Origin of the sequence: Paraburkholderia sp. NPDC080076 (genome assembly GCF_050281145.1) — a bacterium.
GTDB lineage: Bacteria > Pseudomonadota > Gammaproteobacteria > Burkholderiales > Burkholderiaceae > Paraburkholderia.
The window spans coordinates 619,535-631,972 of record NZ_JBNNWQ010000001.1 but is presented as its reverse complement, the minus strand read 5'-3'; the positions used below and the strand labels follow the sequence as shown (position 1 = coordinate 631,972).

The following is a 12,438-nucleotide window of genomic DNA, read 5'->3' as shown; positions in this document are numbered from 1 at the left end:
CTCCCCCAAGCTGGCTCTACCCCGTTGCCGTGCCCAACGGCAATATCAACCTCAACGGTAAGACATTTATCTGCCGCGATCGTCAATCCAGTCAGGGGGCCGCTTGAACGCCATCGTCAAACCCAGGATGCCTTGTGCAGTTCGGCACGAGGCCATGCGTATCGGTGGTGAAAAGATCACGCGCGCCGAAATCATCGAGGTGTTCAACCCCTATACGCGCGAATTGGTCGGCACCGTTCCGAAAGCCACCGTGGACGACGTGCGGCACGCCTTCGAGTATGCGCACGCCTATCGCGCGCGGCTCACGCGCTATGAGCGCGCGCAGATCCTGCGGCGCGCGGCGGATATCGTGCGCGAGCGGACCGCCGAAATCGCCGATCTGATTACAGCGGAATCGGGGCTCTGTAAAAAGGATTCGCTATACGAAGCCGGCCGCGTCAGCGACGTATTGGTCTTCGGCGCCAATGAAGCGCTGAGGGACGACGGCCAGGTCTTCTCCTGCGATCTGACGCCGCACGGCAAACAGCGCCGCGTCTACACGCAGCGCGAGCCGCTGCTCGGCGTGATCTGCGCGATCACGCCGTTCAATCATCCGATGAACCAGGTGGCGCACAAGATCGTGCCGTCCATCGCCACCAACAACCGGATCGTCGTCAAGCCGTCCGAAAAAGTGCCGCTGTCCACGTGTCTGCTTGCCGACATTCTCTACAGCGCCGGCCTGCCGCCACAAATGCTCCAGGTGGTGACGGGCGACCCGAAAGACATCGCCGGCGAACTCATTACGAACCGGCACGTCGATCTGATCACGTTCACGGGCGGGGTGGCCATCGGCAAATACATCGCGAACAAGATGGGTTATCGCCGAGCGGTTTTGGAACTGGGCGGCAACGATCCGATCATCGTGATGGAAGACGCAGACCTCGACGAAGCGAGCACGCTGGCCGTTTCCGGCTCGTACAAGAACTCGGGGCAGCGCTGCACCGCCATCAAGCGGATGCTCGTGCATGAAGCGGTGGCGGACCGCTTCGTCGAATTGCTGGTGGAGAAGACCCGCGCGATACGCTACGGCGACCCGGCCGACCCTGCCACCGACATGGGCACCGTGATCGACGAGGACGCTGCGAAGTTCTTCGAAGCGCAAGTCAACGACGCCGTGAGCCGCGGCGCGAAGCTGCTGGTCGGCAACGTGCGCCGCGGTGCGCTCTATTCGCCGACCGTAGTCGATCGCGTCACGCCGGATATGCCGCTCGTCCGCTATGAAACCTTTGGGCCGGTTTCGCCGGTCATCCGCTTCCGCGATATCGACGAAGCGATCCGTATTTCCAACTCCACCGATTACGGCCTGTCCTCTTCGGTCTGCACCAACCGGCTCGACTACATCACGCGGTTTATCGCGGAGCTGGAGGTGGGCAGCGTGAACGTGCGCGAGGTGCCGGGCTACCGGCTCGAACTGACGCCGTTCGGCGGCATCAAGGATTCGGGGCTCGGCTACAAGGAAGGCGTTCAGGAAGCGATCAAGAGCTTTACCAACGTGAAGACGTACTCGTTGCCGTGGCAGTGAGGGGTGTGACGCCTTTTGTCACCACGACACAGGCACTTTTTTTGATACAAAACGTTCCATTTATTTGAATTTAGGTTGACGCACAGGAACCGCTGACCTACATTTCAGACACCAAGCATTTTTCGGTATTTTTTGTTCCACTTATCTCAAAGAGCTGGAGACACCCCATGAGCGAGCAGAATCCTTCCCCGCGTGACGCTACCGCCGACAACCGTGCCAGCGGCCCGCAGGCCATGACGCCGTCGGAAGCGTTTGTCGAAACCCTGGCGGCCAACGGCGTGACCGATATGTTCGGCATCATGGGCTCCGCCTTCATGGACGCCATGGATATCTTCGCGCCCGCCGGCATCCGCCTGATTCCGGTGGTGCACGAGCAAGGCGCCGGCCACATGGCCGACGGCTATTCGCGCGTCTCGGGACGTCACGGCGTGGTGATCGGCCAGAACGGCCCGGGCATCAGCAACTGCGTCACCGCCATTGCGGCGGCCTACTGGGCGCACAGCCCGGTCGTGATCGTCACGCCGGAGGCCGGCACCATGGGCATCGGTCTGGGCGGCTTCCAGGAAGCCAAACAACTGCCGATGTTCCAGGAGTTCACCAAGTATCAAGGCCACGTCACCCATCCGGCGCGCATGGCGGAATTCACGGGCCGCTGCTTCGACCGCGCGATGGCGGAGATGGGGCCGACGCAGTTGAATATCCCGCGCGATTACTTCTACGGTCAGGTCAAGGTGGAGATCCCCCAGCCGCAGCGTCTCGATCGCGGCGCGGGTGGTGAGCAAAGCCTGAACGAAGCGGCCGAACTGCTCGCGCAAGCCAAATTCCCGGTGATCATTTCCGGCGGCGGCGTGGTGATGGCCGATGCGATCGAAGAGTGCAAGGCGCTCGCCGAGCGCCTGAACGCGCCGGTGGTCAACAGCTATCTGCACAACGACTCCTTCCCTGCCAACCATCCGCTGTGGTGCGGTCCGCTCGGCTATCAGGGCTCGAAGGCGGCGATGAAGCTGCTGTCGCGCGCCGACGTCGTGATCGCGCTCGGCTCGCGCCTCGGACCGTTCGGCACGCTGCCGCAGCACGGCATGGACTACTGGCCGACCAACGCCAAGATCATCCAGATCGATGCCGACCACAAGATGCTCGGCCTGGTGAAGAAGATCTCGGTGGGCATCTGCGGCGACGCGAAAGCTGCTGCCGTCGCGCTGACCGAACGCCTTGCCGGCCGCAAGATTGCCTGCGACGCCACGCGCGAGGAACGCGGCGGCCAGATCGCATCGGAGAAAGCGGCGTGGGAGAAAGAGCTCGACGACTGGACGCACGAACGCGACGCCTACAGCCTCGACATGATCGAGGAGCAGAAGCAGGAACGCACGCCCGGCGGCGGCACCTATCTGCATCCGCGCCAGGTGCTGCGCGAGTTGGAAAAGGCCATGCCCGAGGACGTGATGGTCTCGACCGACATCGGCAACATCAACTCGGTGGCCAACAGTTATCTGCGCTTTAACAAGCCGCGCAGCTTCTTCGCGGCGATGAGCTGGGGCAATTGCGGCTACGCGTTTCCGACCATCATCGGTGCCAAGGTCGCCGCGCCGCATCGCCCGGCCGTTTCGTATGCGGGCGATGGCGCATGGGGCATGAGCCTGATGGAGACCATGACCTGCGTGCGCCACAACATTCCGGTGACGGCGGTGGTGTTCCATAACCGTCAGTGGGGCGCCGAGAAGAAGAACCAGGTGGACTTCTACAATCGCCGCTTCGTGGCGGGTGAACTCGACAACCAGAGCTTCGCCGCCATTGCCCGCGCGATGGGCGCCGAGGGCATCGTGGTGGACCGTCTCGAAGATGTCGGCCCGGCGCTCAAGCGCGCGATCGACGCGCAGATGAACCACGGCAAGACCACGATCATCGAGATCATGTGTACGCGTGAACTGGGTGATCCGTTCCGCCGCGACGCGCTCTCCAAGCCGGTGCGCATGCTCGACAAGTATAAGGACTACGTCTGAGCGTTTTGGGCGCCGGCGGGCTTCGTGCTCAGGTGGACGGAGCCCGCCGCGCTCACAGGCCGGAAACAGTTGCGCCCGCGCGGGCGCTCTGTCTCCGGCTTCTTCGTTGTACGTCTCGCTGCCTTTTCAACCGGCCACTCCTATGAAAGCCATCAACCGCATCATTGAACAAGCGCGCCATTCGCCGATGCGCATCGTGCTGAGCGAGGCCGAGGATCCGCGCGTGTTGCAGGCGGCGCGGCGCGCGAGCAGCGAAAGCATTGCGCGCATTCTGCTGGTCGGTGACGCCACGCGCATCCGGGAAGCCGCCGCCCGCTTCGACGTCGATCTAAACGGTATGGAACTGGTGGACCCCGCCACTTCGGCGCTGGCACCGTTATATGCCGACGAACTGTTCGCTCTGCGCAGCAAGAAAGGCATGACGCTCCAACAAGCGCAGAGCGAAATCCTCACCCCGCTATGCTTCGCGAACCTGATGGTGCGCCTCGGCCACGCCGACGGTTCCGTGTCTGGCGCGGTCAACACCACCGCCGACGTGGTGCGTAACGCGATTCAGATCATCGGTATCGCACCTTCATTCAAGCTCGTGTCGAGCTTCTTCCTGATGATGCTGTGCGAGCCGTTCCACACGCTCAAGGGCGGCTTGATCTTTTCCGACTGCGCGCTCGTGGTGGAACCCGATGCCGCCCAACTCGCCGAGATCGCGATGGCCGCGGCGGACAGCGCAAAAAGCCTGCTGATGGACGAGCCGCGCGTGGCGATGCTGTCGTTTTCGACGAGCGGCAGCGCTCATCATGCGGCGGTCGACAAAGTGGTCAACGCCACCCACATCGTGCAGGAACGCCGCCCGCATCTCGCGATCGACGGCGACGTGCAACTCGACGCGGCCATCGTCTCCGAAATCGCGCTGCGCAAGGTCAAGCACTCGCAGGTGGAGGGCCACGCCAACGTGCTGGTGTTTCCGAGCCTCGAGGCGGGCAACATCGGCTACAAGCTGGCCGAGCGGATCGGCGGCGCGAAGGCGATCGGCCCCTTGCTGCAAGGCCTGCGCAAGCCCGCCAATGACCTGTCGCGCGGCTGCAGCGCGGACGACATCTACTACGTCACCGCCGTCACCGCGGTTCAGGCTCAAGCCGCGCTCACGCATCCCGACGCCCTCCTCACACCGTCTCATTCATGATCGTTCAGAAGTTGCTGCCGCTCCTCGCACTGATGGGCGTCGCGAGCTATTTTCAAACCATTACCGGCTTCGGTCTGAGCATGATCGTCATCGGCGCCGCGAGCGGCCTCGACCTGGCGCCGGTCACGAGTCTCGCCGCTTTGCTCAGCCTCGTGACCCTCGCCAACAGCGCGACCGCCCTGCCCGGCAAACTTCATCACATCGACTGGCGCGCGGTGGGCGCCGCTACGCTGGGCATTCTGCCGTCGGTGGTGGCCGGCGTGCTGGTGCTGGATCTGTTGAGCAACGCGGCTTCCGGCGTGTTGCAACTGCTGCTGGGCGCCGTGGTGCTGTATGGCGGCCTGAGCGCGGCGCTGCGGCCGGCTCCGCTCGCTTGCCGCTCAGGCAATCGGAGTTTCTTCGTCAGCGGGGTGTTCGGTGGGCTGCTGAGCGGCATGTTCGGTGTATCCGGGCCGCCGTTGATTTTTCAGTTCTATCGCCAGCCGCTCTCGCTCGTGCAGATCCGCTACGCGTTGATTCTGATCTTTACGGTGACCTCGATCACTCGCACGCTGTTCAGCGCGTACGAGGGTCAACTCGACGCCGATCTCTGGATGCAGGCCGCGTTCGCGGTCCCGGTCGTCGCGCTGATGACGATCGTGGCGCGGCAGTATCCGCCGCCGCTGTCGGGTGTGATGACGCGCCGTATCGCGTATGCGATTCTGGTGGTGATCGGCGGCTCGCTGATTCTGCATGCGTTGCAGCAGTTGATCCGCCAAGGCGCCTGATAACGCCACGGTCCACCTACCACCGTGCGCCGATCCAGCCGACGAGTTCGGCGAACAGCGGCATGTCCGGCGGTGTGGACAGATCGACCGCAAGACAACGGCGGTAATACGGACTGAGATCGAGTCCGACGCCAAGGCCCAGCAATTCGACGTCGCGCGCGGCTTCGTTGCGCGCGACTACTTGCTTCAGGTGATTGTCCAGGTAGTAGGTGTCGTTGACCTGAGCGGTGGCGCTGTCCATCGGACTGCCGTCCGAGATCACGACAAGAATCCGCCGCGCCTCGGCACGCGCGCGCAGGCGCGTGCAGGCCCAGTCGACCGCCTCGCCGTCCACGCCTTCGCGGAACAGATCGGCCTTGAACAACGCGGCGATGTCGGCGCGAGCGCGCCGCCAACTCGTCGCGGCATCCTTGAAGACGAGGTAGGCGAGCTCATTGAGCCGCCCCGGATGTTGCGGCCGGCCGCCGGCCAGCCAGTCGAGCCGCGCGCGGCCGCCGTTCCAGGCGCCGGTCGAGAAACCCAGCACCTCGCTGGCGACACCGGCCTGATCGAGCGCGCGCGTGAGCACGTCCACCAGCAGCGCCACCGGCTCGATATAGGTTCGCATGGACCCCGAACAATCGATCAGAAAACTGACCACGCAATCGGCGATCGGCTTGTGCCGTTCAAGCAGAAACAAACGCCGCTCCGCCGGCGAGCTGACCAGTTGCGCGAGACGCCGGCCGTCGATGCGGCCGTGCTCTTCACCGAACGACCAACCATCGCGTTGCGGCACCGCGAGCGCGGCCTTGAGCGCATACGCGACCCGCGGCACGTTGATGCGCTGCGCGGCGATGCGCTTGTCGAGCTGGTCGCGGTATTCCGCCAGCAACTCGCTGCGTATGCGCGAGCCCGGCACGAACTCGCGGTCGTAGCGCGTGGTGTACGCGAGGTAGCGATGCTCGGCGTCTCTGAGAACGCGGCTGTCGCCGGTGGCGGCGAGGCCCATGTCGACCTGCTCGCCTTCGTCGGTGTCGAACCAGAGCGTGAACATGGCGCGCACGGCTTCGTCGTCTTCCGGTGCCTGCTCGTCTTCTTCGAGGGACTGCGCGCGCGCTTCACGCATCATCACGCCAACGAGACGGGCGAACTCGAGCGCATGAATCGCGAACTCGCCCTGCTCCATTCGATGCCGCCGCAGTGCCGCGAGCGGCACGCCCAAGGTCGGTGTGATCGCGGCACGCGTGGCTTCGATCAGACCTTCGGTCTCTTCCAGTACGGGCCAGCCCGACAGACGCGACCAGACGATCTGGGCCACGGTGTACAGCAGAATGCCCAGGTGCCCGTCGATCAGTCCAGTGCGATAGAAAGCGCGCGACCATGTCTCGAAGCGATGGCGCAGATTCTGCGCGAGCCCCGGCATGCTGGCCGGTGCGAGCGCTTCGCAGCGCAACTGTTCGAACAGTTCGAACAGGAGCCGCTCGATCGGCTCGGCGGGACACAGCCTCGCGTGGAGCTGCGCATCGGAATGCGTCAGGCGTAATGCAGCACCGTCCGCTGCGCCGCGCAGGGACATCAGATCGTCGACCTGCGGGTCCGTACGCAGATGCGGCGCGTGCAGCGGCAGCGCGCGCAGGCCACGGTACAGACGGCCGGCGCGGTAATGCAGCTCGGCGTCTCCGGTCAGAGCGCGCACCGCCGCCGCGCACAGGTTCTGACGCTGTTCGGCGCGGCGTGTTGCTTGCCGCTCGGCAGGCGTCATTGCGGCACCGTCGAGCGCGCCTCGCGCTCCGCCGCGCTTTCCAGTTCCCTATCGAAGCAGCGTTGGAAATACTCGGCCACGATGGGCCGTTCCGCCGCGTCGCACTTGTTGACGAAGGTCAGGCGAAACGCCATCGCCGGATCGCGGAAGATCTGGCAATTCTCCGCCCAGTCGATCACCGTGCGCGGCGACATCAGCGTGGAGAGATCGCCGGTGGCGAAGCCTTTGCGCGTCAATTCCGCCACGCTGATCATCGACTCGATCAGCGCGCGGCCGGTCTCGTCGGCGAGTTCCGGCACGCGCGCCAGCACGATGCTGGCCTCTTCGGCGCGCGGCAGATAGTTGAGCGTGGCCACCACGTTCCACCGGTCCATCTGCGCGTGATTCAACAACTGCGTGCCGTGGTAAAGGCCGTTCAGATTACCGAGGCCGACCGTATTGGTCGTGGCGAACAACCGGAAATACGGATGTGGATGAATCACACGGTTCTGATCGAGCAGCGTGAATTTGCCGTCGCGCTCGAGAATGCGCTGGATCACGAACATCACGTCGGGACGGCCGGCGTCGTATTCGTCGAAGATCAACGCCATGGGCCGTTGCAGCGCCCACGGCACGATGCCTTCCTGGAATTCGGTGACCTGCACGTCGTCGCGCACGATGATCGCGTCTTTGCCCACCAGATCGAGACGGCTGATATGCCCGTCGAGATTCACGCGCACACAGGGCCAGTTCAGACGTGCCGCAACCTGCTCGATGTGCGTGGATTTGCCCGTGCCGTGCAAGCCCTGCACCATCACGCGGCGCTCGCGCATGAAGCCGGCGAGAATCGCCAGCGTCACTTCAGGATTGAAGCGGTACACCTCGTCGATCTCCGGAACGTGGTCGTCGCGTTCGCTGAAGGCCGGCACCATCAAGCCTGAGTCGATGCCAAACAACGTGCGCACCGAGACCATCCGGTCCGGCTTGCCTGTCACGATATCGGTCACTACGGTCTCCTCCGCACTTCGTCACGACGGCGGCCGGCGCTCAGCAAACAGGCGGCGCGGCCTCGCCGGCCCATCATACGCACTTTCTTTTTTCGATACAAATCATCTCGTTTTTTACAACCGACGCGCCATTCTCATATCAGTGATGGTGGTGCCGGTATTCCAGCGTGTCCGGTTCGCTGAACCCGGCGCCCGTCTTGCGGACGCGCAGCAGATAAGCGAGAAGCAGCACGCCGAGGCTCGCGACCCCGAACCACAACGGCTGACGCTGCTCGGGAATGAACGCCATCGCCACCAGAATGCCGACCATGCCGATGATCGCGACCCACGTGAGATACGGGTAGCACCACATCCTGACGCGCAGTTTCTCTGGCGCATCCCGTTCGATGCGGGCGCGCAATTTCAGTTGCGAGATCGCGATCAGCACGTAGACGAAAATCGCCACCGTGCCGTACGAATTCACGAGGAAGGCGAACACCGTATCCGGCGACACATACGACATCACCACCGACGCGTAGCCGAACACGGTGCCGATCAGAATCGCGCGCACCGGCACGCCGCGGCGATTGACCTTGGCGAGCGCGGCAGGCGCATCGCCATGGCGCGTCAGCGCGAAGATCATCCGCGACGCGGCGTAGAGCCCCGAATTGAGCGCCGACAGCACCGCGGTGAGCACGATCGCGTTCATGACGCTGGCGGCGGCCGGAATACCCATTGCATCGAGCGCGCTGACGTACGGCGTCGCCATCTTCGGAGAGTTCCAGGGCACCAGCGCGACGACGAGCAGGATCGAGCCGACATAAAAAACCAGCACGCGCGTGATCACCGAGTTCGTCGCTTTGGCGACGGCCTTGGCGGGCTCCTGCGCTTCAGCCGCCGCGATCGTGACGATCTCCGCGCCGAAGTAAAAGCCCGTGGCCGCAACCGCTCCGCTCAGCACGGGTCCGATGCCCTTCGGCATCAGGCCGCCGTGCGAGAGCAGCGTCGGCAGCACGGCGGTGACGTGCTTCGCCGCGGGCCACAGTCCCAGCACATACATGCCGCCGAGAAACAGAAACACCATGATCGCCGCGACCTTGATCGACGCGAACCAGAACTCGAACTCGCCGTAACTGCCGACTGAGACCAGGTTGGTCGCCGTGAGCGTCACCAGCAATACGAGACTGATCGCCCACGCGGGAACATCCGGCAACCAGAACTGCACGAGCTTCGCGCCCGCCACGGCCTCCACCGCGACGACGATGACCCAGAAATACCAGTACATCCAGCCGGTCAGAAAGCCCGCAAGATTGCCGGAGGCGCGCTTGCCGCCGAACGCCAGCCGCGCGTATTCATAGAACGAGCCGACGGCCGGCATCGCGCAGGCCATTTCGCCGAGCATCCGCATGACCAGCACGACCAGCGCGCCGGTGATCAGAAACGACAGCACCGCCGCGGGGCCGGCCTGTTGCACGACCACGCCGCTGCCGACGAAGAGCCCCGCGCCGATCACGCCGCCGAGCGCGATCATCGTCATGTGGCGCTGTTTGAGGCCCGCCTTCAATTCCGTTGTATCTGTAGATCGCTGCATGTCACCTCCACGTTCCGTTATCCGATCGCGGACCGGGCCGGTCTGCCATGCAGCCGCCCAGGTCCTGCCGTCTTCAAGACTGGATGAGGCGAGGACGCCCATGCGTCTCGCCCTATGATTTTTTATGAAGCACCGCGCAGCCTGGGCGCATGGTGCAAGTGTGCGCCGTTTGCGCCGTGCGCGCGGCAAGTTGCGAGTTCAGCGCCGCATGCGCGCGGGTGAATCTCCGCCCGCGGCATCAGGGCTTTTCGTCGCGGCGGAAATAAAGCTGATACAGCATCCGCTGGCCGATTCGCCGGAATGGCGCAAACGGGTGCCCCGGCAAGGGCGACGTGAAGATCGGCAGCGTCTGTTTCGCGCCCTTTCCCGCGATGCGTTCGGCGAGCCGCCGCCCGGCCTGCTGCGAATACGACACGCCGTTGCCGCCGTAGCCGAGCGCGTAGTACACCGTCTGCATCGGATCCGGCTGATACACGCGCGGCATCATGTCGTGGCTGACGTCCACCCAGCCCCACCATGAATAATCGATCGCGACGCCGCGCAAGGCCGGAAATTTGCGCAACATGCCTTCCACCAGCAGATCGTAGTGGCGCGAATTGGGCGCGTCGGCGCCGGTGATCGCGGAACGGCTGCCGATCTGCAAGCGGTTGTCCGGCAGAAAACGATAGTAGAAGCGCAGCGTGCGCGTATCGGTGAGCACCTGGGTCGTGCGAAAGTTGCATGCGTCGATTTCCTGCTTCGTGAGCGGTCGCGTGACCATTGAATTCGACAGGATCGGCATGATGCGGCTGCGCAGCGAGTTGTGCAGCGTTTGCGCCGTATACGCGCCCGTTGCAATGCCGACCGCGCGCGCCCGCACGATACCGCCAGGTGTGCGCAAATGATGCACGCCATTGATCGTCTCCCAGCCGAGCACGGGGCTCGCCGGATGCACCTTGGCGCCCGCTTCGCGGGCCAGCCGCAGATAGCCGAAGGCGAGCTTCAATGCATGAATGCCGATGCCTTCCGGCTCGTGCAGCGCGCCGGCCGCTTCGTGATCGTTGACGTACTCGCGCTGGAAGGTCTGCTTGTCGATCAGCTCAGACGGATAGCCGAACACGTCTTTCCAGACCTTGGCCTCGGCCGCCAGCTTCTGCATGATGCGCGGACGGTGTGCGATCAGAAAGTGGCCGCCGGGTTGCGGATCGCAATCGATCTCCGCGATCAGCGACTTGAAGTTATCGAAACCTTCCTGAATCTCGTCGTGCATTTTCAACGCGACGTCTTTACCCCAACGTTCGATCCATTGGGAACGCGACAACCGGCCCGAGGCATTCTGACCTTGCCCGCCGTTGCGGCTGCTGCAGCCCCAGCTCGTCTTGTTGGCTTCCAGCACGACCGCCTTGATGCCGTGCTCCCGCGCGAGACAAAGCGCCGTGGCGAGCCCGGTATAGCCGCCGCCGATGATCGCCACATCCACGTCGACATCCGCCGTGATCGGACCATCGTCTTCGGGCGGTGTGCCCGCGGTCGCGACCCAGTAGGTCGGCGCGTATTGCTTGCCCCAGCCCGGTCCCGGCGACACCAGCGGGTCGTACGCCGGATCGTAGCGCGTATCGTCTTCGCGGCCGGACGGCATGCCTTGCGCGACGCGTTCGATTTCACTGTGCTCCATGTGAAGCTCCCGATCAGCGTGCGAGGTTCTGCTTCGGACGTTCCTTGCGGAAGGCCCGCTTGACCGCGATGAGGCCGTCGCGGAACTCGAACAGGTCACAACCTTCCGCCTCGATACGCCAGCCTTCCGCGTGCGTTCCCGTGAACACCCACTCGGACACGCCGCGTTCGCCGCTCACATAGTGGCGGCCCTTGCCCCAATGCGCGTCGGGAAAGGTCTTGAAGACCGCTTCGAACGCCGCGCGGGTCGCGTCGCGGCCCACGAAGCGCGTGCCGAAGACTTCCGGACCGCCTGCTGCATCGAACACGCAATCGTCGGTCATGAAGGTCATCAACGCATCCGCGTCATGACGATTGAATGCATCGGAAAACGCGGCCAGCGTCTCGGCCGTGACGTGCTGCAGCGGGGTCTGTGTTTGAGCCATTGCTTTCTCCTCCTGGATGACTTTCGCTTTCGTTTCGATAAGGCATGAGACGCAGCCGGCGGCTGGCGATCCGTGAGGAAATTGTAGGCAGGGGGTCTGTCCGACGGGTAGGTCCAGTGCGGTGCTTTCGCCTGGTGCAGCGAGTACGGACGCGGGTTTCACCGTATCCACGGCATTTGCTGAATTGGACTCATAGACTCCCGGCAACTGGCTCTATGGTTCTATTTTTTTGTTCGGCAACACTGAGGGTACTGGCCGTTATCTTCACCGATTGCCTGTCCTTGCGCGACTGCCAGAGCTGTTGGCCGCGCCTGTCCACGACTTCACGCTGCGAGGAGTTAAGGTGCTCAAACTGTTTATCGGACTCGGCATTCCCTATCTGGGCGTGGTCGGCCTGCTGCCGTGGGTGGCGTCCGTCGACCGCTTCGTATTGGGCGTGCCGTTCATCTACGCCTGGATCTTCGCGTGGTTCATCCTCACCTCCGGGTGCCTGATGATCTGCTGGCGCGTGTTCGACTGCCGCCACGACGAGTCTCACCCGCAAAACCGCTAAAG

At 63.8% G+C, this 12,438-nt stretch carries 10 protein-coding genes; 5 read left to right on the top strand and 5 right to left on the bottom strand.

Going from position 1 to position 12,438, the window contains the following annotated elements; translation table 11 throughout:
- Positions 1-127: 127 nt before the first annotated feature.
- From phnY to ACQKRQ_RS02850, 4 genes are all read left to right on the top strand, one after another.
- On the top strand, positions 128-1,561 hold the full coding sequence (gene phnY, locus ACQKRQ_RS02865) for a phosphonoacetaldehyde dehydrogenase (RefSeq protein WP_427476059.1): 1,434 nt from the start codon (positions 128-130) through the stop codon (positions 1,559-1,561).
- Between the two features lie 167 nt (positions 1,562-1,728).
- Entirely contained in the window at positions 1,729-3,561 is a 1,833-nt protein-coding gene (xsc, locus tag ACQKRQ_RS02860) for a sulfoacetaldehyde acetyltransferase (protein ID WP_207915703.1), read from the top strand.
- A 142-nt stretch (positions 3,562-3,703) separates the two neighbouring features.
- Positions 3,704-4,741: a phosphate acetyltransferase gene (gene pta / locus ACQKRQ_RS02855; RefSeq protein WP_427474954.1), complete on the top strand. Its 1,038-nt coding sequence runs from the start codon at positions 3,704-3,706 to the stop codon at positions 4,739-4,741.
- Entirely contained in the window at positions 4,738-5,508 is a 771-nt protein-coding gene (locus ACQKRQ_RS02850; protein ID WP_427474953.1) for a sulfite exporter TauE/SafE family protein, read from the top strand. The genes pta and ACQKRQ_RS02850 overlap by 4 nt, the downstream gene beginning before the upstream one ends.
- Positions 5,509-5,524: 16 nt before the next feature.
- Here ACQKRQ_RS02850 and ACQKRQ_RS02845 read toward each other — a convergent pair whose 3' ends face one another.
- The 5 genes from ACQKRQ_RS02845 to ACQKRQ_RS02825 all read right to left on the bottom strand — a co-directional run bounded on the left by ACQKRQ_RS02845 (position 5,525) and on the right by ACQKRQ_RS02825 (position 11,883).
- A complete protein-coding gene (locus ACQKRQ_RS02845; RefSeq protein ID WP_427474952.1) occupies positions 5,525-7,249 on the bottom strand; it encodes a cobaltochelatase CobT-related protein in 1,725 nt (574 codons plus the stop codon).
- A complete protein-coding gene (locus ACQKRQ_RS02840; RefSeq protein ID WP_427474951.1) occupies positions 7,246-8,235 on the bottom strand; it encodes an AAA family ATPase in 990 nt (329 codons plus the stop codon). The genes ACQKRQ_RS02845 and ACQKRQ_RS02840 overlap by 4 nt, the downstream gene beginning before the upstream one ends.
- Before the next feature lie 139 nt (positions 8,236-8,374).
- Positions 8,375-9,805 (bottom strand): amino acid permease, encoded by a 1,431-nt coding sequence (locus ACQKRQ_RS02835; RefSeq protein ID WP_132377990.1) that lies wholly within the window; start codon positions 9,803-9,805, stop codon positions 8,375-8,377.
- A gap of 238 nt (positions 9,806-10,043) precedes the next feature.
- Positions 10,044-11,459: an NAD(P)/FAD-dependent oxidoreductase gene (locus tag ACQKRQ_RS02830; RefSeq protein ID WP_207915704.1), complete on the bottom strand. Its 1,416-nt coding sequence runs from the start codon at positions 11,457-11,459 to the stop codon at positions 10,044-10,046.
- A gap of 13 nt (positions 11,460-11,472) precedes the next feature.
- Complete coding sequence (locus ACQKRQ_RS02825) at positions 11,473-11,883, bottom strand: nuclear transport factor 2 family protein (RefSeq protein ID WP_132377992.1); 411 nt, start codon at positions 11,881-11,883, stop codon at positions 11,473-11,475.
- A gap of 343 nt (positions 11,884-12,226) precedes the next feature.
- Between ACQKRQ_RS02825 and ACQKRQ_RS02820 the strand changes: the two genes are divergently transcribed.
- Entirely contained in the window at positions 12,227-12,436 is a 210-nt protein-coding gene (locus ACQKRQ_RS02820; protein WP_106300676.1) for a DUF3311 domain-containing protein, read from the top strand.
- The last annotated feature ends 2 nt before the right edge of the window (positions 12,437-12,438 follow it).

Excerpts from the sequence above, each read along its gene's own strand:
- phnY (WP_427476059.1), top strand. The coding sequence starts at position 128 with ATGCCTTGTGCAGTTCGGCACGAGGCCATGCGTATCGGTGGTGAAAAG.
- xsc (WP_207915703.1), top strand. The coding sequence starts at position 1,729 with ATGAGCGAGCAGAATCCTTCCCCGCGTGACGCTACCGCCGACAACCGT.
- pta (WP_427474954.1), top strand. The coding sequence starts at position 3,704 with ATGAAAGCCATCAACCGCATCATTGAACAAGCGCGCCATTCGCCGATG.
- ACQKRQ_RS02850 (WP_427474953.1), top strand. The coding sequence starts at position 4,738 with ATGATCGTTCAGAAGTTGCTGCCGCTCCTCGCACTGATGGGCGTCGCG.
- ACQKRQ_RS02845 (WP_427474952.1), bottom strand. The coding sequence starts at position 7,249 with ATGACGCCTGCCGAGCGGCAAGCAACACGCCGCGCCGAACAGCGTCAG.
- ACQKRQ_RS02835 (WP_132377990.1), bottom strand. The coding sequence starts at position 9,805 with ATGCAGCGATCTACAGATACAACGGAATTGAAGGCGGGCCTCAAACAG.
- ACQKRQ_RS02830 (WP_207915704.1), bottom strand. The coding sequence starts at position 11,459 with ATGGAGCACAGTGAAATCGAACGCGTCGCGCAAGGCATGCCGTCCGGC.
- ACQKRQ_RS02825 (WP_132377992.1), bottom strand. The coding sequence starts at position 11,883 with ATGGCTCAAACACAGACCCCGCTGCAGCACGTCACGGCCGAGACGCTG.